22 protein-coding genes are annotated in these 22,758 nt (G+C 64.2%); 10 read left to right on the top strand and 12 right to left on the bottom strand.

Features of this window, described 5'->3' with window-relative positions:
* The first annotated feature begins 90 nt into the window (after positions 1 to 90).
* The 5 genes from K7H91_RS02800 (at position 91) to K7H91_RS02780 (ending at position 5,918) form a co-directional block, all read left to right on the top strand.
* Positions 91 to 1,932, top strand: coding sequence for a M3 family oligoendopeptidase (locus K7H91_RS02800; protein ID WP_230718691.1), 1,842 nt, complete (start codon positions 91 to 93; stop codon positions 1,930 to 1,932).
* A 1-nt stretch (position 1,933) separates the two neighbouring features.
* On the top strand, positions 1,934 to 3,082 hold the full coding sequence (locus tag K7H91_RS02795; RefSeq protein ID WP_230718690.1) for an aminodeoxychorismate synthase component I: 1,149 nt from the start codon (positions 1,934 to 1,936) through the stop codon (positions 3,080 to 3,082).
* 7 nt (positions 3,083 to 3,089) lie between these two features.
* Positions 3,090 to 3,380, top strand: coding sequence for a YciI family protein (locus K7H91_RS02790; protein WP_230718689.1), 291 nt, complete (start codon positions 3,090 to 3,092; stop codon positions 3,378 to 3,380).
* Positions 3,370 to 4,278: a heme-dependent oxidative N-demethylase family protein gene (locus K7H91_RS02785; RefSeq protein WP_230718688.1), complete on the top strand. Its 909-nt coding sequence runs from the start codon at positions 3,370 to 3,372 to the stop codon at positions 4,276 to 4,278. Before K7H91_RS02790 ends, K7H91_RS02785 begins: the two co-directional genes overlap by 11 nt.
* A 194-nt stretch (positions 4,279 to 4,472) precedes the next feature.
* Positions 4,473 to 5,918, top strand: a complete 1,446-nt coding sequence (locus tag K7H91_RS02780) for a homospermidine synthase (protein ID WP_230718687.1) — start codon at positions 4,473 to 4,475, stop codon at positions 5,916 to 5,918.
* 271 nt (positions 5,919 to 6,189) lie between these two features.
* Here K7H91_RS02780 and ppa read toward each other — a convergent pair whose 3' ends face one another.
* The 7 genes from ppa to K7H91_RS02745 all read right to left on the bottom strand — a co-directional run bounded on the left by ppa (position 6,190) and on the right by K7H91_RS02745 (position 12,834).
* A complete protein-coding gene (gene ppa / locus K7H91_RS02775; RefSeq protein WP_230718686.1) occupies positions 6,190 to 6,726 on the bottom strand; it encodes an inorganic diphosphatase in 537 nt (178 codons plus the stop codon).
* A 112-nt stretch (positions 6,727 to 6,838) separates the two neighbouring features.
* On the bottom strand, positions 6,839 to 7,345 hold the full coding sequence (locus tag K7H91_RS02770) for a GNAT family N-acetyltransferase (protein WP_230718685.1): 507 nt from the start codon (positions 7,343 to 7,345) through the stop codon (positions 6,839 to 6,841).
* Between the two features lie 99 nt (positions 7,346 to 7,444).
* Positions 7,445 to 8,485 (bottom strand): tetraacyldisaccharide 4'-kinase, encoded by a 1,041-nt coding sequence (gene lpxK / locus K7H91_RS02765; RefSeq protein WP_230718684.1) that lies wholly within the window; start codon positions 8,483 to 8,485, stop codon positions 7,445 to 7,447.
* 169 nt (positions 8,486 to 8,654) lie between these two features.
* The gene (gene waaA / locus K7H91_RS02760) at positions 8,655 to 10,046 is read right to left on the bottom strand and encodes a lipid IV(A) 3-deoxy-D-manno-octulosonic acid transferase (RefSeq protein ID WP_230718683.1); all 1,392 of its coding nucleotides are present in this window, start codon (positions 10,044 to 10,046) and stop codon (positions 8,655 to 8,657) included.
* A 313-nt stretch (positions 10,047 to 10,359) separates the two neighbouring features.
* Entirely contained in the window at positions 10,360 to 10,593 is a 234-nt protein-coding gene (locus K7H91_RS02755; RefSeq protein WP_230718682.1) for a DUF4170 domain-containing protein, read from the bottom strand.
* Positions 10,594 to 10,666: 73 nt separating this feature from the next.
* Positions 10,667 to 11,479: a 3'(2'),5'-bisphosphate nucleotidase CysQ gene (locus K7H91_RS02750; RefSeq protein WP_230718681.1), complete on the bottom strand. Its 813-nt coding sequence runs from the start codon at positions 11,477 to 11,479 to the stop codon at positions 10,667 to 10,669.
* A gap of 8 nt (positions 11,480 to 11,487) precedes the next feature.
* The gene (locus K7H91_RS02745) at positions 11,488 to 12,834 is read right to left on the bottom strand and encodes a TldD/PmbA family protein (protein WP_230718680.1); all 1,347 of its coding nucleotides are present in this window, start codon (positions 12,832 to 12,834) and stop codon (positions 11,488 to 11,490) included.
* 103 nt (positions 12,835 to 12,937) lie between these two features.
* Here K7H91_RS02745 and K7H91_RS02740 point away from each other — a divergent pair, with 103 nt between their 5' ends.
* Positions 12,938 to 14,746 (top strand): monovalent cation:proton antiporter-2 (CPA2) family protein, encoded by a 1,809-nt coding sequence (locus K7H91_RS02740; RefSeq protein ID WP_230718679.1) that lies wholly within the window; start codon positions 12,938 to 12,940, stop codon positions 14,744 to 14,746.
* A 12-nt stretch (positions 14,747 to 14,758) separates the two neighbouring features.
* Here K7H91_RS02740 and nagA read toward each other — a convergent pair whose 3' ends face one another.
* From nagA to K7H91_RS02725, 3 genes are read right to left on the bottom strand one after another with little or no spacing between them, the layout of a single operon-like run.
* Positions 14,759 to 15,913: an N-acetylglucosamine-6-phosphate deacetylase gene (gene nagA / locus K7H91_RS02735; RefSeq protein WP_269065889.1), complete on the bottom strand. Its 1,155-nt coding sequence runs from the start codon at positions 15,911 to 15,913 to the stop codon at positions 14,759 to 14,761.
* A 2-nt stretch (positions 15,914 to 15,915) separates the two neighbouring features.
* A complete protein-coding gene (locus K7H91_RS02730) occupies positions 15,916 to 16,944 on the bottom strand; it encodes an SIS domain-containing protein (protein WP_230718677.1) in 1,029 nt (342 codons plus the stop codon).
* Between the two features lie 16 nt (positions 16,945 to 16,960).
* Positions 16,961 to 17,713, bottom strand: a complete 753-nt coding sequence (locus tag K7H91_RS02725) for a GntR family transcriptional regulator (RefSeq protein WP_230718675.1) — start codon at positions 17,711 to 17,713, stop codon at positions 16,961 to 16,963.
* A gap of 141 nt (positions 17,714 to 17,854) precedes the next feature.
* On the opposite strand from K7H91_RS02725, the gene K7H91_RS02720 reads away from it, so the two are divergent.
* Positions 17,855 to 18,754: a LysR family transcriptional regulator gene (locus K7H91_RS02720; protein WP_230718673.1), complete on the top strand. Its 900-nt coding sequence runs from the start codon at positions 17,855 to 17,857 to the stop codon at positions 18,752 to 18,754.
* 7 nt (positions 18,755 to 18,761) lie between these two features.
* On the opposite strand, the gene K7H91_RS02715 is transcribed toward K7H91_RS02720, so the two are convergent.
* Complete coding sequence (locus K7H91_RS02715; protein ID WP_230718671.1) at positions 18,762 to 19,655, bottom strand: LysR family transcriptional regulator; 894 nt, start codon at positions 19,653 to 19,655, stop codon at positions 18,762 to 18,764.
* Positions 19,656 to 19,759: 104 nt separating this feature from the next.
* Here K7H91_RS02715 and K7H91_RS02710 point away from each other — a divergent pair, with 104 nt between their 5' ends.
* The gene (locus tag K7H91_RS02710; protein ID WP_230718670.1) at positions 19,760 to 20,488 is read left to right on the top strand and encodes an SDR family oxidoreductase; all 729 of its coding nucleotides are present in this window, start codon (positions 19,760 to 19,762) and stop codon (positions 20,486 to 20,488) included.
* A gap of 14 nt (positions 20,489 to 20,502) precedes the next feature.
* Positions 20,503 to 20,715 carry a tautomerase family protein gene (locus tag K7H91_RS02705; protein WP_230718668.1) on the top strand — a complete coding sequence of 71 codons (213 nt, stop codon included), beginning with the start codon at positions 20,503 to 20,505 and terminating at the stop codon, positions 20,713 to 20,715.
* On the opposite strand, the gene K7H91_RS02700 is transcribed toward K7H91_RS02705, so the two are convergent.
* Positions 20,679 to 21,614, bottom strand: coding sequence for a LysR family transcriptional regulator (locus K7H91_RS02700; RefSeq protein ID WP_230718666.1), 936 nt, complete (start codon positions 21,612 to 21,614; stop codon positions 20,679 to 20,681). The two genes, K7H91_RS02705 and K7H91_RS02700, sit on opposite strands and share 37 nt — an antisense overlap.
* A gap of 103 nt (positions 21,615 to 21,717) precedes the next feature.
* Here K7H91_RS02700 and K7H91_RS02695 point away from each other — a divergent pair, with 103 nt between their 5' ends.
* A complete protein-coding gene (locus tag K7H91_RS02695; RefSeq protein ID WP_230718665.1) occupies positions 21,718 to 22,344 on the top strand; it encodes an NADPH-dependent F420 reductase in 627 nt (208 codons plus the stop codon).
* Positions 22,345 to 22,758 lie beyond the last annotated feature (414 nt).

Genomic DNA, 22,758 nt, shown 5'->3' with positions numbered 1-22,758 from the left:
AAGCCCAAATCGCCGCGGAAATTCCGGCGTTGCGAGCGGCGAGCACGAACCATATGTTGTGGCGAATGACACATCACGAAAGGCAGCCCCATGTTCAATCCCCGTTTCCCTTCCCTTCCCGCCGACGCCGCCGCCGGCAGGGCGGAAAGCCCGGAACTTGGCGCTCTGCCTGAATGGGACCTGACGCATCTCTACCTGGGCGCGACATCGCCCGAATTCGCCGGGGATTTCGATGACGCCGCCAGAAAGGCCCGCGCTTTTTCCGAACGCTGGAAGGGCCATCTGGCCGATGCCGCCGGCAAATCCGGCGATGACGGGCTGGGGGCTGCGACCGAGACCTATGAGGCGATCGGCGACACGCTCGGCCGGCTCGGCTCGTTCGCGGGCCTTTCCTATTATGCCAATGCGGCCGACCCGGCGCTGCGCAAGCTTTATGGCGACACCTCGACCCGGATCACCGAAATCTACGCCGATCTGCTGTTCTTCGAACTCGAACTGAACCGGCTTTCCGAGGAAGCGATTGAAAAGGCGCTTGCGGACGATCCGCGCTTTGCCCGCTACCGGCCCTGGGTGCTGGACCTCAGAAAGGAAAAGCCGCACCAGCTCGACGACCGGCTCGAACAGCTCTTCATGGAAAAGTCGACGACCGGCAGCCAGACCTTCAACCGCCTGTTCGACCAGACCATGGACAAGATGCGTTTCACCGTCGACGGTGAGGAAATGCCGATCGAAAAGGCGCTCAACCTGTTGTCCGACAACAAGGAGCCGGTGCGCCGCAAGGCCGCCGAGGCGCTTGCCGCCACCTTCAAGGACAATCTGCCGACTTTCTCGCTGATCATGAACACGGTCGCCAAGGATACCGAGATCAACAGCCGCTGGCACGCCTTCGAGGATATCGCCGACAGCCGCCACCTTTCCAACCGCGTCGAGCGCGAGGTGGTGGATGCGCTGACGGAGGCCGTGCGCGAGGCCTATCCGCGCCTGTCCCACCGTTATTACGCGATGAAGGCGAAATGGCTCGGCATGGACCAGATGAACTACTGGGACCGCAACGCGCCCCTGCCCGACACCGCCGAACGGGTGATCCCGTGGGAGGAGGCGCGCGAGACCGTGCTTTCGGCCTATGGCGCGTTCTCGCCGGAAATGGGCGGCATCGCGCAGCGCTTCTTCGACGAGCGCTGGATCGACGCCCCGATCCGGCCCGGCAAGCGCACGGGCGCCTTCGCCCACCCGACCGTGCCCTCCGCGCATCCTTACGTGCTCGTCAACTATCTCGGCAAACCGCGCGACGTGATGACGCTCGCCCATGAGCTAGGCCACGGCGTCCATCAGGTGCTCGCCGCCAAGCAGGGCGCGCTGATGTGCTCGACGCCGCTCACACTTGCCGAAACCGCCTCGGTCTTCGGCGAAATGCTGACCTTCCGCGCGCTTCTGGCCAAGACTGCGGACAAGGCCACCCGCAAGGCCATGCTGGCGCAGAAGGTGGAGGACATGATCAACACGGTCGTGCGCCAAATCGCCTTCTACCAGTTTGAGCGCAAGGTCCACACCGCGCGCCGCGAGGGCGAGCTGACCGAGGACCAGATTTCCGAAATGTGGATGTCGGTGCAGGGCGAAAGCCTGGGTCCGGCGATCAAGCTCGCCGACGGCTACGAGACCTATTGGAGCTATGTGCCTCACTTCATCCACTCGCCGTTCTACGTCTATGCCTATGCCTTCGGCGATTGCCTGGTGAACTCGCTCTACGCCGTCTACCAAAACGCCGAAACCGGCTTCCAGGACAAGTATTTCGACATGCTGACGGCCGGCGGCACCAAGCATCATTCCGAACTGCTGAAGCCGTTCGGTCTCGATGCCTCCGATCCCGCCTTCTGGGGCAAGGGGCTGTCGATGATCGAGGGGTTGATCGACGAACTCGAAGCGCTGGAGTGACATGACGCGCGGGCAGCAGGTCGTTTTCTGCGACGATCTTTCGGGTCGGATGCTCAGCTTTCGCGCGCCCGAAGAACTCATCGTCGCCGAAGCCGCCGAGGACTTTATTCCTGCACTTCAACGGATGGAGGCGGCCAGGGCCTCCGGCCGCTTCCTGGCGGGCTACATGTCCTACGAGGCGGGTTTTCTGCTCGAACCGGCGCTTGCAAGTCTTGCGCCGGAAAGGGCGGACCTGCCATTTTTCTGCTTCGGCGTCTTCGAGGCGCCGGAGCAGGCCGCCCCGCCGGCGCTCCAGCCCGAAACCGGCTTCCTGACGGACATCCGGCCCGTCTGGAGCTTTGAGGATTATCGCCCTCGTTTCGAGCGCCTGCATGCGCATCTGATGGCCGGCGATTGCTATCAGGGCAATCTGACCTTTCCGGTCCATGCACGCTGGAGCGGCGATCCGCTGGCGGCTTTTCACGGGCTGGCCCGACAGCAGCCGGTGCGTTATGCCGCCTATGTCGACCTCGCCGGCCCGCGCATCCTGTCGCGCTCGCCGGAACTGTTCTTCCGCGCCGATGCCGACGGCACGATCGAAACCCATCCGATGAAGGGCACCGCTCCGCGCGGCGGAACTCCGGAGGAGGATGCGGCGATCATTGCGGCGATGGGCGAGGACGACAAGATGCTGGCCGAAAACTGCATGATCGTCGACCTGCTCAGAAACGACATCTCGCGGATCGCCGAGCCGGGCTCGGTCCACGTGCCAAAGCTGTTCGAAATCGAGACCTACCCGACCCTGCACCAGATGGTGAGCAAGGTGCGCGCCAGGCTTCACCCGGGCACCACGATCGAGGCGATCTTCCGCGCGCTGTTTCCCTGCGGCTCGATCACCGGCGCGCCGAAGATTTCCGCGATGAAAATCCTGCACGAGCTGGAGGGCAGCCAGCGCGGCGCCTATTGCGGGGCGATCGGCCATATCGCGCCGGACGGTGCGATGCAGTTCAATGTGGCAATCCGCACCGTGAGCCTCTACGATTACGGGCGGGCGATTTTCAATGTCGGCGGCGGCGTGGTGCTCGATTCAACGGCGGCCGGCGAGTATGAGGAAGCCCTGCTGAAAGCCCGTTTCGCCACCCCCGCGCCCCTTGCCACTGCCGCCGAGTGAGTTTGCCATGATCGTGATTTCCCTCAGCTATATCCAGCCGCTCGAAGAGGTGGAAAAGCATTTCGACGGCCATATCGCCTGGCTGAACAGCTATTATGAAACCGGCGTTTTCTTCGCATCGGGCCGCAAGGTGCCGCGCACCGGCGGCGTGATCATGGCGCGCGGGACGCTGGCCGCGGTCGAGGAAATCTGCCGGCAGGACCCGTTCGTCGCGGAGGGCGTCGCCAGTTTCGAACTGACGGAGGTGAATTTCACCCGCACGCTGCCCTCCCTTGAAGGCCTGAAGGATGGCGACTGAGGAACAGGCCCTGCGGCTGATGCCCTATGGCCGCGCCTACAAGCCGTTCTCGATCGGCCTTTCCGCGCTCGATCCCGACAAGTGGCTGGAACCCGGCGACGATCTCGCACGCTATCTCGCCGAAAAGGATCGCCTTCTGGCGACCCGCCGCGACGAGGTTTTCCGTGCCGATGACGACAGCCTCGATGCCGGCCGCGAGGCGCTAGCGCTGGTTGCCGGCCATCTTGAGACGCATCACGCCGATATCTACCGGCGCGACGGCAACCGCCTCCGTTTTCTCGATCGCACCGTTTTACTCGACGATCCCGCCGTTCCGCCACTTATGACCGCCGGCATGCTGATCGAGGACGATCTCGCGATCCTGATCAATCGCGCCGGAAGCTGGCACCTGGCTGCGGGCTTCATCGCCTTTCCCTCCTCCTGGTCGCTGGCCGAAAAGGCCGGCCGGCCGATGGACGAGGTTCATGCCGACGTGCCCGGCTTCTCAGTGGGCACCCGCAACGCCGCGCTGGTTGCCCGCATCTTCGACAATCTCAAGCCCGGCCTGCCCGCCGAGCGCTTCAACTGGTCGTTCAAGGGCGCCGATGCGCTGGCCATGCCGGTTTCCAAACACCTGCCCGAAGACCCGTTCCGCCCCATCCGGCCGACCGCCGCCAATTTCATGCGGGTCGAGCGCCAGACGCTGACCCGTCTGCCGGAAACGGGCGCGATCCTGTTCACCATCCGCATCTACATGGATCCCGTTGAGGCCATTCTGCGCCATCCCGAACGCAAGGCGATCGCGACCGCGATGATCGCGCAGCTTCAGCGACTGAGCGCCGACGAGCGCGCCTACAAGGGCATGGTTGACGCCGATATCGCGGCGCTGATCGCCTGGCTCGAAACGCTTTTGCGCTGACGATCGGCATTGACGACTGGAACTGCGGCCATAAATCCGCTTTACTTGAACGCGTTGGTGTGATCTCGCTTTGCGCGAGGGAACAATTATCGCCGCGTCACAATTCCGCTTTATAGCGCGGCCGGAAGGCCGGTCGGCGCGAAGCCTGGAAATGACCGCCGGTCGCCCGCCAGACAAACAAGAAGGACATGGAAATGCAGCAGGAATTCCCGATCCACGCCGAAATCACCGGCCCCATCGTCATGATCGGCTTCGGGTCCATCGGCCGCGGCGCATTGCCGCTGATCGAAAGGCATTTCCGGTTCGACAAGTCGCGCATGGTCATCATCGATCCGAGCGATGCCCACGCAAACCTCGCCGCCAATCACGGCGTCCGCTTTATCCACGCGGCGGTGACCAGGGACAATTATGAGGAACTGCTGGAACCGCTCCTGACCGAGGGCGAAGGCCAGGGCTTCTGCGTCAACCTGTCGGTCGACACCTCCTCGCTCGACCTGATGAAGCTCTGCCGCTCGCTCGGCGTGCTCTATATCGACACCGTAATCGAGCCCTGGCTCGGCTTCTATTTCGACGAAAGCCAGGGCAATGCCGAGCGCACCAATTACGCGCTGCGCGAGACCGTGCGCAAGGAGAAGCGCAGGAACCCCGGCGGCACCACCGCCGTTTCCTGCTGCGGCGCCAATCCGGGCATGGTGTCGTGGTTCGTCAAGCAGGCGCTGGTCGATGTCGCGCGCGAGACCGGCGTGAGCTTCGCCGAGCCCGCCGCCGACGACCGCGAAGGCTGGGCCGCGCTGATGAAGGAAGCCGGCGTCAAGGGCATTCACATCGCCGAACGCGACACCCAGCGCTCGAAATTCCTGCGCCCACAGAATGCGTTCTGGAACACATGGTCGGTGGAAGGCTTCGTGGCCGAGGGCATGCAGCCGGCCGAACTCGGCTGGGGCACCCATGAGAAATGGATGCCGAAGAACGCCAGGACGCACCGGAAGGGCTGCAAGGCCGCCATCTATCTGGAGCAGCCCGGCGCCAACACACGTGTCAGGAGCTGGTGCCCGACGCCCGGCGCGCAATATGGCTTCCTCGTCACCCACAACGAGTCGATCTCGATTGCCGATTTCTTCACCGTCCGCAACGACAAGGACAAGGTCACCTATCGCCCGACCTGCCACTACGCCTACCATCCGGCCGATGTCGCCGTGCTTTCCCTCGACGAAATGTTCGGCAATGGCGGCACGCCGCAGAAAGAAATGCTGGTGCTGGAGGAAGCCGATATCCTGACCGGCATCGACGAGCTCGGCGTGCTGCTCTACGGCCACGACAAGAATGCCTACTGGTACGGCTCGCGGCTTTCGATGGAGGAGACCCGCAATCTGGTGCCCTACCAGAACGCCACGGCGCTGCAGGTGACCTCCGCGGTGCTCGCCGGCATGGTCTGGGCGCTCGAAAACCCAGAGGCCGGCATCGTCGAGGCCGACGAGATGGACTACCGCCGCTGCCTCGAGATCCAGATGCCCTATCTCGGCCCGGTCGAAGGCCACTACACCGACTGGACCCCGCTCACCGGCCGCCAGACCTTCTTCCCGGAGAAAAAGGACGAAAAGGACCCGTGGCAGTTCAAGAATATTCTGGTTCAGTTCTGATCCAGGCGTGAAACAAAAGAAGGCGGAGGCATCAGCCTCCGCCACAGTTTGATAACAAACCGATCTGCCTATGCTGCGTCATCCTCGGGCTTGACCCGAGGATCCAGGCAGAACCGCACAGCCTCAAAAATACCATTCCGATCAGGTGCCTGCGCAGTATGGATGCTCGGGTCAAGCCCGAGCATGACCCCTTTAGGTGGGGTCAGCGAGGATCACAGACTCCGTAACCACGGCGTGATCGCAGAGGCATAAGCATCCGCCCGGCCTTCACTCAGTCCTTCTTCGACTTCGCGCGCTCGATCGCCTCGACGATCAGCTTCTTGGCTTCGGTAGCATCGTGCCAGCCGAAGATCTTGACCCATTTGCCCGGTTCCAGATCCTTGTAGTGCTCGAAGAAGTGCTCGATCTGCTTGAGCTGGATTTCCGGAATGTCGGTGAAATTCTCGACCTTGTCGAACCGGGCGCTGAGCTCGCGCGAGGGGACGGCGATGATCTTTTCGTCCTTGCCGGAATTGTCTTCCATCATCATCACGCCGATCGGACGGACATTGATGACACAGCCCGGCATCAGCGGACGGTGATTGCAGATCAGCACGTCGATCGGATCGCCATCGTCGGAGAGCGTATGCGGCACGAAGCCGTAATTGCCGGGATACATCATCGGCGTGTAGAGGAAGCGGTCGACGACCAGAACGCCGGCGTCCTTGTCCATCTCGTATTTGATCGGCTGGCCGCCGAGCGGAACTTCGACAATAACATTGATATCATCGGGCGGGTTCTTGCCGATCGCAATCGCTTCAATACGCATCTAGGTCTCCAGAAAAGGGGAAGAATTCGCCGCCTTGGATAGCCAAAATGCCCCGACAAAGCAACCGCGCGGAAAGAGTTGCGGCAATCGGGATGCGACCGCGCAAGAATGACTATTCCCAGATATAGGAAACCTTGCCGAGCACCTTGCCGCCATGCTCCTCCTCGGCGAAGGCGAAGGGCTTGCCGCCGAGCGCAGTGAAGAAGATACCGGCGTGATCGAGCGCCTCGAAACACCAGCAGATCGTGCCCTTGCAGCCAAGCGAGGCGAGCAGCCGGCGCGCCTCGGCAAACAGCACCCGGCCAAAGCCAAGGCCCTGATATTCCGGCAGAAGATAGATCTCGTAGATCTCGCCTTCCTGCGGCAGCGCCTTCACGCGGTTGAGGCCGACGCTGGCATAGCCGACCGGCTGGCCCTGCACCTCCAGCACCAGCAGCGTCTCCTCGCTGGCGATGGCGTTCTTCCACCAGGCGATGTTGCGGCCCGAAATCATGTCCTGAAGCGCGCGGTGAGGAAGGATGCCGGCATAGACCTGCTGCCATGCCAGCCAGTGCACCCTTGCGATTTTCTCGGCGTCGGCCGCCTCTGCTGGCCGCACGTCGCTGGATAGTATCCTCATCTTCTCCAACCGGCATGTGATTGCGGTTAAGACCCAAGGATAAGACAAACTGAGCCGATTGCCCATCAAAATTAATTTACCGGTTGCTGACAGAGCGGCTCACCGCCTTTGTCGGTCCGCTTCAACGCGGCGGCGGAAGGCGTCCAGCGTGGCGATGATCATGCCGGCAGGCATGGCCGGGTTGTCGAAAACGGCGGAAATCTCCACCACACGGCTCTTCTCACGCAACGCCGATATCGCCGGCCCGCCGCCGCCCTGAAGCCGGGCCATGTCCTTTGCGGTCGTGACCGGCAGCCAAGCCCCGACATCGGCCAGCAGAGAGCGGGCCAAGGCCTCGGATATCGGCTGATGATCGGCCAGAGCGACGGCCCGACGCACCCGCGCGCCAAGCCCTTCCAGCGTTGCGAAAAACTTCTCCGGATCGCCGATGCCGGCATAGGCGAGCACCTCCTCACCGGCAAATTCTCCGCTGTCCGACGTCGGCTGCTGATGCAGAACTTCGACCGGGCGACGGGCGCTGCGGGCAAATTGGCGCACCTGTTCCTCCGCGCCGCCGGCGCCGTTCAGCAGCACGGCATCCACCTTCGGAAACTGCACCTTAAGCGGCGCGCGCAGCGGACCGGCCGGCAGGCAGCGCCCATTGCCGAAGCCGCGCTTGGCATCGACCACGGCCACGGCGAAATCCGGCTTCAGCCGCCCGCTCTGCAACCCGTCATCCATGATGATGAAATCGACGCCCGCCTGTTCCAGAAGCGCTGCAGCATCCGCCCGCGCGGGCGAGACCGCGACCGGCGCCAGCCGCGACAGCATCAGCGCCTCGTCGCCGACATCGCGAAAGCTGTGGCGCTCCGGATCGACCAGAACCGCGCCTTCAACCTTGCCGCCATAGCCGCGCAACAGGAAGCCGGGCCGTTTGCCAGCTTCGCGCGCCGCGCGCGCCAGCGCTTCGGCCACCGGGGTCTTGCCCGTACCGCCGACAGTGAAGTTGCCGACACACAGAACCGGCACGCCGGCGCGAGCGCCGGCTGCCCGCCTCATCCGGCGGCCGGCGACGGCGGCGTAAATCCAGGAGACGGGAAGAAGAAGCAGGCTAAAGGGATGGCCGCGCTTCCACCAGAAGGCCCGTGTTGTTTTCTTCATATCGGGCACAACTCTCTGTCAGACCCCGAAGCAATGCGCTCTGTCAGGTAATCGCATTACGGTTCAACCAACAGATAGACCAGACGGACACGCCCGTGAAGTACCGCTCCGCTTCACGAAGAGTGAGCCACACACCGCAAGGCCGCGCCCGCGCCGGTGCGAAAAACCGTTACTGCAGCGCCTTGCGCAAATTCTGCTCGGGCATCCGCTCCGGAACGATCGGCACGCGCTTTTTCTCGGGCACGGCCTTGGGACGCGCGGAGAAACGGGCCTCGAGAATGAGCGGCGCAAGATAGCGCTCCAGCCCCTTCATGGTGCGGATCAGCGCACCGCGCATGTCGCGCACCCCGGCATAGCCGGCGGCGATCATGTGCTCGCGCGCGGCCTCGTTCCGCAGCAGCAGATCGACGGATTGCAGCAGCGCTTCCGTACTGTCGACGGTGCGCACCGCGCCGCGCTGGCGCAACTGACGATAGGTATCGCGGAAATTGTCGACATGCTGGCCCGTCAGGATCGCGGTTCCGAGCATGGCTGGCTCCAGCGGGTTCTGCCCGCCGCGCGCCGTCATCGAGCGGCCGACGAAGGCGATATCGGTGAGGCGGAGATACAACCCCATATCCCCGATCGTGTCGCCGAGATAGATATCGGTCTCCGCGTCGGGGCTTTCGCCGAGCGAACGACGCTTGACCGAAAGCCCCTCAGCCGAAAACTGGGCGGCAAGCGCATCGCCGCGATCGGGATGGCGAGGAACGATGACGGTCAGAAGGTCGGGATGGGTTTCCTTGAGCGCGGCATGCACGTCGGCGGCATTTTTCTCCTCGCCGTCGAAGGTCGAGATCGCCGCCCACACCGGGCGCGCGCCGATCGCGCTCTTCATCGCCTGCAAGGCCTCATCATCGGCGGGCGGCGCGCTGCGGTCGACCTTGAGATTGCCGGTGACGGAGACATGCAGCGCCCCGAGATCGGCAAAGCGCTCGGCATCAAGCTCGGTCTGCGCCATGACCAGCGAAAATCGCGAGAACATCGTGCGGGCGAGTTCGCGGCGCTGCATCCAGCGGTCGAAAGAACGATCGGAAATCCGGCCATTGACCACAACCTGGGCGATCTTGCGCTTGGCGAGCTCCGCGATCGTGACCGGCCAGACTTCGGTTTCAACATTGATGGCAAGGTCCGGACGCCAATGATCGAGAAACCGTGTTACCGCTGGCAGGGCATCCAGCGGCACGTATTGATGGATGACCGTATCGCCGAAGCGCTCCGCCGCCAGGCGCGCGGATGTCACCGTGCCGGTTGTCAGCAGAACCGAGATGCCGAATTCATGGATATTCTGGACGACCGAGGTGACGGCGAGCGTTTCGCCCACGCTTGCTGCGTGTATCCAGACGAGCGGGCCTTCCGGTCTCTCCCGGTTGGCGCGGCCGAGGCGCTCCCCCAGGCGCGCCCTGTCCTCCTTGCCGCGCCGGACGCGATGATAGAGGATCGGCCGTAACAGCGGATAGCCGAGAATCCCGCCGAGTCGGTACGTGTTGCGGGCCAACCAAATAGAAATGCGTGATACCATTCCCTTGTCCGTTTACCCCGTTCTCGTGCATCGGATCAGCGGCCGCACCCACCACCATTGCGCGAATCATCCTACTTCAGAAAATAACATTTAGGAACAGGAAGAACCACATCCTAAATATTCTATCAAACGTCTTCAGGCTGACCCGGAACGAAGTTCTTTTTTTCTTCTTATAAAGACTTCATCTGCTTTATTTTAAAGCAACTGCTTAATTTCACGCCACAAAGCAGTTGCAGGAGCGCCGTCTGGCGAAAGCACTCTGGAGGCTAAAGCAGTCGCCTATACTGCGTCCGGAGCCATGAAAACGCAATACTCACGAATCCGGGTCGAGAAGCCGGTGCAGATGGACGATGAAGTAGCGCATATGAGCATTGTCGACGGTCTGCTGCGCCTTGGACTTCCAGGCTGCATGGGCGCTGGCGTAATTGGGGTAGATACCGACGATATCAAGCGCGTCCAGATCGGTGAACTTGACGCCCTTCAGGCTTTCGAGCTCGCCGCCGAAGACCAGATGCAGGAGTTGCTTGTTTTCAACCGTATCAGCCATTTCATATCTCTCTTTGCTCATTGCCTCCCGCCATAGCGTGTCTCGGGTTTGGCCGTTTTTGTCAAGTGACGGGTCACATGACGGGCGGCGGCGCGAATTCGCGCATCAGCGTGCCGACCAGTGCCGGATTGCCCGCAAAAAGCGTCCCGTGGCGCAGCGTGCGGCGATTATAGGTCAACGGCCGCCCCGCGTCATCCACCAGCGAAGCGCCGGCTGCGGCAAGGATGATATCGGCGGCGGCCAGGTCCCAGTCGTGGGAGTTAGGCCTTACAAGTGTGGCATCAAGACGGCCATCGGCCACCGAGGCCAGCCGGTAGGCGAGCGAAGGAATATGCGCGGCCTTGTTGACCCGCGCGCGAAAGGGCGGGCTGAAGCCGTCGAGCATCATCGCCGGCAGGCAGAGCTCCAGATTTCCGCTCTCGCCCCGCTGCGTTGAGGCGGCAATCGGAAGGCCGTTTTTCAGCGCCGGACCGCCGAGGGCGGCGGTAAACACCTCGTCAAGCGCCGGTGCGACGAGGACGCCGGCCACCGGGCGGCCACCGCGCACCACCGCCACGCTGACCATCCAGTTCTTCTTGCCCTTGAGAAAACCGCGCGTGCCGTCGATCGGGTCGACCACGAAGGTGGCATCGGCTTCCAGCCGGGTGAAGTCGTCGCCGCTTTCCTCCGAAAGCCAGCCATAATCCGGCCGCGCCCTCAGCAGCAGATCCTCCAGGCATTCATTGGCGGCGAAATCGGCGGCGCTGACCGGCGACTGGCCGGAATTCTTCCACCAGACCTCGGGGTTCTGGCCGAAATGGGAGAGCGCGACCGCACCCGCCTCGCGCGCCGCATCGGTAATCAACGCCAGATCGGCCTGGATATCGGCACCCGGCAATTCGGCCACGGCGGACCTCACGATCCGGCGAGGGTAACGCCCTCGACGAGAATGCTGGGGGTGGCGATCGAGAACCGGCGGTCGATATCGCTGGCCGGCGTCATCGCCATGAACATGTCCTTCAGATTGCCGGCAATGGTCATCTGCGACACCGGATAGGCGATCTCGCCATTCTCGATCCAGAACCCGCTCGCCCCGCGCGAATATTCGCCAGTCACCATATTGACGCCATGGCCGATCAGTTCGGTCACATAGAGCCCGGTTCCGATCTCGGCCATCAGTTCCGCGGGCGTCTTCGGGCCGGGCTCGAGCACCAGGTTGGTCGGCGCGGCCGAAAGCGAATTGCCGGAGCGGGTGCCGCGGCCATTGGTCTCGAAACCAAGTTCCCGGCCGAGTGCGGTCGACAGGAACCATTGCTGCAACACGCCGTCCTCGACCATGGCGAGCCGCTCGCTCAAAACGCCTTCGCCATCGAAGGGCTGCGAGCCCGCGCCCCGGCGGATCGACGGATCGTCAATCAGGTTGAGCCCGGCCTTCAAAACCTGCTTGCCGAGCCTGTCCCTCAGAAAACTGGTCTTGCGCGCGACCGAAGACCCCGAAATCGCGCCGGCGAGACTGCCGATCATGCTCGCGGCAAGGCGCGGCTCGAAGATCACGGCGGCGTTGCGCCGCGTCGGCACCTGGCGCGGCGAAAGACGCGCCGCGGCCCGTTCGCCGGCCTTGCGGCCGATCTCTGCCGGCGGATCGAGATCGCCATCATGGGCGCGTGCATCGTAATCGTGATCGCGCTGCATGCCGGCGCCCTCACCCGCCACGACGGAGACCGACACGGAGGAATAGGAGCGGCGATAGCCGCCGGAAAAACCGTCGGAAGTCACCAGCACGAAGCCGACCTCGCCTCGTGACGCTCCCGCGCCGGAGCTTCTGGTGACGCCCTTGACCTGAAGCGCCGCCGCCTCGGCCGCAAGCGCGCGCTCGGCCAGCGCCTCGGGCGAAACCTCGGTCTCGTCGTAAAGATCGAGGTCAGGGGCTTTGCGTGCAAGCCGGGCGCTGTCGGCAAGGCTGGCATAGGGATCTTCGGGCGAGACGGCGGCCATGGCGAGCGCGCGCTCGACCAGCGTGTCGATATCGCTGTCGTCATTGGTGGAAACGCTGGCGACCCTCGCCCCGCGAAACACGCGCAGCGAAAAGCCGCGGTTCTCGGAGGCCTTGGCGTTTTCACGTTTTCCGTCGCGCACCGATATGCCGTGCGAGGCGCCTTGCGAGACGACGACATCGGCCGCATCGGCGCCCTTCTTCTTCGCGACGTCGAGAATCTTCGACGCGGTGTCGATCAATTGATCGGGAACCCTTGATGATGACATGGCATTTGGCCTTTCCTTGCGCCCTCATTTATTGTTCACTTCATTGCGCATCAAGTGCCGTTCCCCCGGCGCTTCCGTTTTCTTGCAGCCCAGGACCCTTTTTATGGCAGCCACCCAGAGCCTCTTTACCGAAACCGTCTGGATGCTGGGCGCCGCGACCATTGCGGCGCCGCTTTTCAAGCGGCTCGGTCTCGGCACGGTTCTCGGCTATCTGGCGGGCGGGATCGTGATCGGTCCGGTGCTGCAGCGAATCAGCAATGGCGAGGAGGTGCTGCACGTCGCCGAGCTCGGGATCGTGTTCCTGCTGTTCATGATCGGGCTGGAACTGAAGCCGGCCCGGCTCTGGACGATGCGCAAGGATATTTTCGGGCTTGGCCTTGCCCAGGTGCTGGTCACCGGTGCGGTGCTGGTGCCGCTCGCCAAGTTCGGCGGGCTCGGAAACTGGCAGGCCGCAGTGATCGCCGGCTTCGGCCTGGCGCTGTCATCCACCGCCTTCGCCATGCAGATCCTCGATGACAATGGCGACGTCAACACCCGCTATGGCCAGCGCTCGTTCTCGATGCTGCTGTTTCAGGATATCGCAATCGTGCCGCTTCTGGCGCTCGCCAGCATTCTCGGCGGCGGCGTGGAGGAGGCAAGCACTTCGGACATGCTGACGAATGCCGGGCTCGCCGCCCTTGTCGTGGTGCTGATGATCGCCGCCGGGCGCTATGTGCTGACGCCGGTGTTCCAGATCATCGCTGCCACCGGCGCGCGCGAGGTGATGATCGTGGCCGCGCTGTTCGTCGTCATCGGCGCGGCGATGATGATGCAGATTGTCGGGCTGTCGATGGCCATGGGCGCGTTCCTCGCCGGCGTGATGCTGGCCGAATCCTCCTACCGCCATGAGCTTGAGGCCGATATCGAGCCGTTTCGCGGCGTGTTTCTCGCGATCTTCTTCATCGCCGTCGGCCTGTCGCTCGAATTGTCCGTGGTCTACGAGAATATCGGCCTGATCCTCATCGCCGTGCCGGTGCTGCTCGCCGTCAAGGCCGCCGTTATCTACGGTCTGTGTCGCCTGACCGGCTCGCCGCATGAGGACGCGATCCGGATCGCGGCGCTCCTGCCGCAGGGCGGCGAGTTCGGCTTCGTGATGTTTTCGACGGCGGCTGCCGCCGGCATCTTCTCCAACGCCACCGCCTCGCTGCTGATCGCGATCGTGACGGTCTCGATGGTGGCGACCCCGCTGACCGTTCGCCTCGCCGAGCGGCTCTACGCCCGGCGCGAAACCCACGAGGAGATGGAGGAGGATTTCGACGGCGCGGGCGCGGACGTGCTGATGATCGGGTTCTCGCGCTTCGGCCAGATTGCCGCGCAGATCCTGCTCGCCAGCGGCCGCGACGTGACGATCATCGATTTCTCCGCCGATCGCATCCGCCAGGCCTCGGCCTTCGGCTTCCACATCTATTTCGGCGACGGCACCCGCAAGGACGTGCTGATCGCGGCGGGCATCGAAAAGGCCAAGATCGTCGCGGTCTGCACCCAGAAGCGCGAGATCACCGACCGGGTGATCGACGTGGTGCAGGAGAATTTCCCGCGCGCCCACATCTATGCCCGCTCCTATGACCGGAGCCACACGCTGGCGCTCAGGCAGCGGGGCGTCGAATACGAATTGCGCGAAACGCTGGAATCCGGCCTCGTCTTCGGCCGCGAGACGCTGGTGGCGCTCGGCACCAGCGAGGAAGAGGCGATCGCGATCACCGACGATATCCGCAAGCGCGACGCCAAGCGGCTGGAGATCCAAGCCGTCGAGGGCATCATGGCCGGCGCCGACATGCTCCACACCCATCCGGTGAGCCCCGAGCCGCTGATGCGCCCCAAACGCCGGCAGATCGACCCGACCGTGAAGGTGACCGGCAGGGACATGGCGTAGGTCGCCGCGCCTTCAATCGACGCTGAAGACGCGTTCTCCGGCGATATAGCTCGCGGAAAGCGAGAGGTCTTCGGAAAGCAATACGAAGTCGGCGTCCGCGCCCGGTTTCAGCCGCCCCTTTGACCGCGCGCCCACGGCCTCTGCCGGATAGAGCGATGCCATTCTGAGCGCCTCCTCCAGCGGCACGCCCAGCATGTCGCGGACATTCTTCACGCAGGACAGCAGGTCGGTATCGGCCCCGGCAAGCGTGCCGTCGGCGAGCGTCAGGCGGCCGTCCTTGCGATAGATCGTGCGGCCATTGAGCTCGAAACTCTGAAGGTCCGTGCCGGTGACCGACATGGCGTCGGAAACCAGGAATATTTTCCCAGGCCCGGCCTTTGCCCTCAGCGCGATCCCCATCGCCACCGGGTCGACATGGTATCCGTCGGCGATCAGCCCGCAGGAAAAGCCGCCATCGCCGAGCACCGCGCCGACCATACCCGGTTCGCGATGGCCAAGCGGGCTCATGGCGTTGAACAGATGCGTCGCCATCGTGGCACCGGCAAACCGGTATTCCCGCGCCACCGCGCAGGCAGCATCGGTGTGGCCGAGACTGACGATATAGCCGGCCTTGCTGAGGCGCGCGACCTGCTGGCGGGTGACGTTTTCGGGCGCGACGGTGAGCAGCCCGATGCCGAAACTGCCGGCATTCTCCACCAGAAAGTCGCAATCCTCCGCCTCCATCGGCCGGATCAGCGCCGGATCATGCGTGCCTTTTCTGGCCAGCGAAAGATGCGGGCCTTCGAGATGCAGGCCGAGATAGCCCGGAATGCCCGCCTCCCAGGCGGCCTTGCCGGCCTCCACCGCCGCGCGCACCACGTCGGGCCGGTCGGTGATCAGCGTCGGCAGCAACGCGGTGACGCCGGAGCGGATCTGGGCGGCGCAGATGGTGCGCAGCCCGTCAAGATCCGGCGCATTGCTGAACAGCAGTCCGCCGCCGCCATTGACCTGGAGATCGATGAGGCCCGGGGCCAGAATCTGCCCGTCCGCCGGGATGATCTCGCATTCGTCGGGAATGTGGCGCGCCGAGACGATCGCCTCGATGCCGGCTGAGGAAAACACCAGCGCGCGGCCTTCCAGCAGGCTTTCGCCGTCGAATATCCGCGCACCGCTTATCGCCTTTTTCATGCCTATTCGGTCTCCGTCACCTTGTTGAGCGCCGCCGGCGCATCCGGGTTGAAGCCGCGGGCGCGCGACAGTTTCTCTATGACGCTGTAATAGGGCACGATCAGCGCCAGCGCATCGGTCAGCGGATGGCCGGTCGCGACATGCGGCAGCAACGCCGTGCCCTCGCCGCGTTCCGACGACAGAAATACCGACGCGCCCTTCTTCGCCATGCCGGAGGCGATCGTGACGACGCTGTCCTCCGCCTTGTCGCGGGCGGCGAACGCGATCACCGGGAAACGCGGCTCGACCAGCGAGACCGGGCCGTGCATCACCTCCGCCGAGGAATAGGCCTCTGCATGCAGTTCCGAGGTTTCCTTGCATTTCAGCGAGGCTTCGCTGGCGATCGCAAAGCTCGGGCCGCGTCCCAGCACATAAAGCGACTGGGCATCCTTCAAGGGTTCGATCAGCGCCGACCAGTCGCAGGCAAGCGCCTTTGCAAGATCGTCGGGCAGTTTGGCGAGCGCCGCCTTGAGTGCGGCGTCATCGGCCCATTCGGCGAGCACGGCAAGGCCGGCGACGATGGAATTGACGTAAGATTTGGTCGCCGCCACCGCCCTTTCAGGGCCGGCCGCGATATCGATCGGCTGATCCGCCATTTCCGCCAGCGGCGAGGCAATGGTGTTGACGAGCGCGAGCGAGAGCGCACCGCCATCGCGTGCGGCCTTTGCGAGCGCAACAATGTCCGGGCTCTTGCCGGACTGCGAAACCGAAATCGCGGCGGCCTTGTTCATCCGGAGCTTCGCCCCGTAAATCGAGGCGAGCGAGGGGCCTAGGGAGGCCACCGGAATGCCGACGGTCAGTTCGATCGCGTATTTCAGAAACAGCGCCGCGTGATCGGACGAGCCGCGCGCGATGGTGACCACCACCGCGGGGTCCTTTTCGGCAAGCGCCCTGCCGGCCGCCGCAAGGGCAGCGTTCTGGCCGTCGAGAAGCCGGGCGACGGCTTCGGGGATTTCGTCGATTTCGCGGCGCATATTGGTGATGTTGGTCATAGAGCCATCTTCCGTTTCATGGGTCGCCGGCATAGGTGAGCTCGGCGACAAGATCGTAGATATCGCTTCGATAATAGGTTCGGGTCAGTTCCACCGGCCGGCCGGCGGCATCGTAGACAGTGCGGCGGATCGCAAGCGCCGGGGCTCCGGGCGATACCGTCAGAAGCGCGGCCTGTTCGGCAGTCAGGTTGCAGGCGGTGATCCGCTCGGTGGCTTTCGCCATGGTGACGCCGCGCTCGGCAAGCGCGGCATAGAGCGAGGTCTCGACGAGGTCGGGCCGTTCGAGAATATCGGCTGGCAGCGTGGAATGCTCGATCGCCATCGGCAGGTCATCGCCATAGCGGATACGGCTGAGCCGGGCGACGGCGGCGTTCCGGGGAAGCTTCAGCGCCTCCGCCTCCTCCGCGCTTGCCGCATGAAGGCCGCGTTCCAGCCAGTGCGAGCGCGGCGTGAGGCCGCGCGCCTCCATATCCTCGGTAAACGAGGTCAGCCGCTGCAGCGGCTGCTCGATCCGCGCAGGCGGGCGCAGCACGAAGGTGCCGGCGCCGTGGCGGCGCTGCAAAAACCCCTCGCTGGTCAGTTCCGCGATCGCGCGGCGCACGGTGACGCGGCTGACGCCGACGAGCCGGGCGAGATCGCGCTCGGGCGGCAGCGCCTCGCCATGGGCAAGCTTGCCGCTGTCGATAGCCCTGGCCAGTTCGGCTTTCAGCCGCCGGTAGATCGGCCCGTCACCCGAAATGTCGAAATCCTGGAAAACCCGCACGGCCATCTCCTGATGTCGGAAAGATACCAATTTAATACCAAATAACAAGACCGTCGCGCAAGATTCATGCATGGATCATGCGCGACCGGCCTTGCCTTACCGCCCCCCGGATGGCTCAAATGGACCTCCGGCAAATGCGAGACCGCCATGCAGATCGAGGCCCTTATCTATTTCAACGAACTGACGCGTTCACGCTCGATCCGGCAGGCGGCCGAAACGCTGGGCGTGTCGCCTATGGCCGTCAGCCGCCAGCTTGAAAATCTCGAGGCCTATTTCAACGCCGTGCTGATCGAACGCGGCGCGCGCGGCATTGCGCTCACACCCGCCGGCGCGCTGCTGGCCGAACGCGCCGATGCGATGATCCGCGATCTTGAGGGCGCACGGCAGGTGATCGACGACCTCAGGGGGCTCAATGCCGGCCACGTCTCGCTTCACGTCAACGGCGCGGTGATCAACGCCATCCTCGCTCCGGCGCTCGCCGAATTCTACGCGCTCTATCCGAAAATCTCGATTGCGGTGACGGTCACCTCGGCCGAAGTCGCGCTCAACGCGGTGACCACCGGCGAGACCGATATCGCGGTGACGATGTTCTCGCCCTCGGATGCGCGGATCGAGACACTGTTTTCGCTGTCCGTGCGGCATGACCCGGTGATGGCCCCGGACCACCCGCTCGCTGCCGAGACGGAAATCACGCTTGAGGCCATCCGCCGGCACGCCATCGCCATGCCCGACCGCGCCTTCAGCATCCGCCGCGATTTCGACGATCGCCAGCGCGCGGCGGGTTTTGCGCCGGTGGATGTCGCCTTCACCACCTCCTCGCTGGAACTCCAGAAGGAGCTCGCCCGGCGCGGCACGGCGGTGCTGATCCTGCCGGCAATGACAGTCGCCCGCGAGCTTCGCGATGGAACGCTTGTGCTGCGTCCGTTCGCCAAGGGCGCGGAAATCGCCAGCGACATGCGGCTGGTGCGCGCCGAGGGCCCGACGCCCACCTTCGCCGCCCTGAAACTCGCCGAGTTTCTGGAGGCCTTCCTGCGCGAGCACGGGTAGACCCAGCTCAAACCTCGCCGCCGGCGAAAATCGCCTGCACCCATTCGAGAAACACCCGCAGCCGCGGTGCGGTGTGTCGGTTCTGGGGGTAGAGTGCTGTGAGCGGAGTCGGCGGCGGCGGGAAATCCGGAAGAATCTCGATCATTTCACCAGCCGCCAGCGCCTCGGCAAAATGATAGCGCGGGGCCTGCACCAGCCCAAACCCGGCGCGCGACAGCGCATTGGCCGTGCCGGAATCATTGGCGGTCACCCGGGTCTTCAGCGTTACGTAGCGGGTGCGGCCGTTCTCGAGCAATTCGAGCGGCATCACCTCGCCGGTGCGCGACGAAATGAAGCCGACCGCCAGATGGCCGGCAAGATCGTCCGGCGTCTGCGGCACACCGTGGCGCGCAAGATAGGCCGGGCTTGCCACCGTGACTTCACCAAGCGCGCCAAGCCGGCGCGCGATCAACCCGCTATCCTCCAGTTCGCCGGCCCGGATGACGCAGTCATAGCCCTCGCGCACCAGGTCGACATAACGGTCGCCCTGTCCGAAGTGGATTCTGAGATCGGGATAGCGCGCCAGAAACGCGGGCAGGCCGGGCAGCAGGAAATTGCGGGTGAGATGCGGATGGGCATCGATGCGCAGCAGCCCGTCTGGATTGCCGGCCCGGAACGCCCCCTCTGCCTCCTCGACATCGGCGAGGATCGCAACGCAGCGTCGATAATAATCCTCGCCGTCGAGCGTCGCAGCAACATGGCGGGTGGTGCGGTCAAGAAGTCTGACGCCGAGATCGGCCTCCAGCGCCTTGATCGCTTCCGTGGCTGTCGAACGCGCGAGGCCGAGATCAAGCGCTGCGGCGGAAAAGCTGCCGCGCTCGACGACCCGGGCATAAAGGCGCATGCGGTCAAATCTGTCCATTCGCATTGTTCACCACAGGCGAATTATGTTGTCAATTTTCCGGTGATTGTTTCGCATATGCCAGAGCATATCTTTGGCGCGGTTCAACGAACATGGAGTTTATCATGACCAGAACAGCCATCATCACCGGCGCCTCGCGCGGGATCGGCGCTGAAATCGCCAGGCGTCTCGCCGCCGACGGCATCAACATAGTGGTCAACTACGCATCGAACGCGACGGCCGCCGAGGACGTGGTCGCCGCCATCAGGCAGCAAGGCGGCAAGGCGATCGCGGTCAAGGCCGATATTGGCGCGTCGGACGGCATCAAGACCCTGTTCGATGCCACCGAAGCCGAGTTCGGCAAGGCCGACATTCTCGTCAACAATGGCGGCATGCTCTCGCTTGCGCCGCTCGCGACGGTCACCGACGAGGATTTCGAACGCCAGGTCGCCGTCAATCTCGGCGGCACGTTCCGTGGCCTGCGCGAAGCGGCGAACCGGCTCGCCGATGGCGGGCGGATCGTCAACTTCTCGACCAGCGTCGTCGGTACCAAACTCCCCGCCTACGGCGTCTACGCCGCCACCAAGGCCGCCGTCGAGACCCTGACCCATATCGCCGCCAAGGAACTGGCCGCGCGCGGCATCACCGTCAATGCCATCGCCCCCGGCCCGGTGGCGACCGAGCTGTTTCTCGACGGCAAGAGCGAGGAACTGGTCGCCAACATCACCCGCACAATTCCGGCCGGCCGCCTGGGCGAGCCCGACGATATCGCCGGAGCCGTCGCCTTTCTCGTCGACGACGAGGCCCGTTTCATCAGCGGCCAGGTGCTGCGCGTCAATGGCGGCATGATCTGAAAAGGAGAACCAATATGCCATTCGTCAACATCAAGACCCCCGAAGCGGCACTCACCCGCGCGCAGAAGGAAGACATCATCCACCGCGTCACCGATATGCTGACCGAGTATTTCACCGAGGCCGCCCGGCCCCACACCATGGTGCTGATCGAGGAGGTCCGCGACGGCGGCTATGGCCGCGCCGACGCGGTTTACGTCACACCCGATGCCTGGCGCGCTGAAGGATAACCGTCGGGCCGGGGCGGAAACGCCTCGGCCAGCCCTTCCACGAACCGCATGATCTTGGCGCTCGGCTTGCCGCGCATCGGATAGAGCGCATGCATGGGGCGCGGCGGGGTGCGATAATCGGCCAGAAGGCGCACCAGCCGACCGGCCCTCAATTCCTCCCGCAGGATGATATCCGAGCCGAGCGCCACGCCATGGCCCTCGATAGCGGCGCGCAACAGCACCATCCAGTCATTGGCGTAAAGTCGCCCGCTGACCTGAATTTCACGCTCCCGCCCGTCCTCGGTGAACAGCCAGCGGCACGGCGTGTGCCCGGCGCGCTGGCCGAAGATCAGGCATTCGTGCCGGGGGAGATCCTGCGGGGTTTGCGGCGCGCCGTGGCGCGCGAGATAGGCGGGCGCGGCGCAGACCACCAGCTCATAGGAGGCGAGCGGGACGGAGGCCAGTCCCGCGCCTTCTGTGCCGCCGACCCGGATGGTGACATCGAAGCCCTCCTCCAGCGGATCGACGAACCGGTCCTCGAGCGTGACCTCGACCTGCACGTCCGGGTATTTTTCGAGAAACCGGGTGACGAAGGGCGCGAGCGCCAGCGCGCCGAAGGTTTTCGGCGCGTTGACCTTCAGCAGGCCCTTGGGGTGGCGGTGCATCTCGGACGCCAGCCCCTCCGCCGCGTCGGCCTCCGAAAGGATCAACCGGCAGCGCTCGTAAAATGCGCGCCCGATATCGGTAATGTTCTGGCGGCGGGTGGTGCGGTGAAGAAGCGTCGCGCCCACCCTGTCCTCCAGAAACACGATATGCTTGGAAACCATCTGCGGCGAGATGCCGAGCGCATCCGCGGCGGCGGCAAACGAGCCGAGATCGACCGCCTTGACATAGACGGCCATGCTGGTGAGCCGGTCCATGATTATCCCCTTCTGGTTGGGAGAGACTGTAAAACTTCGATATTTAAGTTCATATGGTGGAGGTTTATGCCGGGTCATCACAGTGTGACAAGGAGAAAACGTGATGAAGATCGGAATTATCGGCGCGGGCTTTGTCGGCCGCGCGGTGACGCAGAAGGCGGTTCAGGCCGGCCATGAGGTGATGCTCAGCAATTCGCGCGGGCCGCAGAGCCTTTTCAGCATGAAGAGCGCCCTCGGCTGCGCCGTCGGGACGGTGGACGAGGCGATCGCCTTCGGCGAGGCGGTCGTGCTCGCCATTCCGCTTTCGGCCTATGGCGCGCTGCCGCCGGAAGGTTTCCGGGGCAAGATCGTGATCGACGCCATCAACTACTATCACGAGCGCGATGGCCATATCGAAGCGCTGGACCGGGGCGAGACCACCACCAGCGAGATGATCGCCGCGCATCTGCCGGGCGCCCGCGTCGTCAAGGCCTTCAACGCCATCCGGATGATCGACCTCGACGTGGCGGGCCGGCCCGACGGTGCTGCCGATCGTCTCGCGCTGCCATTGGCCGGCGATGACGCGGAGGCTAAGGCGGTGGTCGCCGGCCTCTATCATCAGTTCGGTTTCGACAGTGTCGACGCGGGACCGCTTTCCGAAGGCTGGCGCTTCGAGCGCGACCGCCCGGCCTATTGCAATCTGAAGCCGAAGCAGGCGCTCGCCGAAACGCTTTCGGGCACCACGCGGTAGCTTTTGACGCGGGTGCGTAGAGTAAAGCCGCAAACGCAATGTACGGTGCAGACGCTGTCTCCCCTCACCCGGCGCATTCGCGCCACCCTCTCCCCTCCGGGGCGAGGGGAACCAGGCCGTCGCCGCCGGCGTACGCGGCACGGCAGAACGTCACCGGCGTCCCCTTCTCCCCACGGGGAGAAGGTGGCCGAAGGCCGGATGAGGGTAGGCCGAAGACCATCGGGACCGCGGCGATGTTCCCCCCAGCAAGCGCACGCGCGGCCATCTACAAGGCTCGCGCGCAGAACAAAGCCGCCATCTCAATGCACGTGGCAGACGCTATCTCCCCTCACCCGGCGCATCCGCGCCACCCTCTCCCCTCCGGGGCGAGGGGGAGCCAGGCCGTCGCCGCCGGCGTACGCGGCACGGCAGAAC

Origin of the sequence: Martelella mediterranea, assembly GCF_021021415.1 — a bacterium.
GTDB lineage: Bacteria > Pseudomonadota > Alphaproteobacteria > Rhizobiales > Rhizobiaceae > Martelella > Martelella mediterranea_C.
This window is presented reverse-complemented; position numbering and strand designations above follow the sequence as displayed.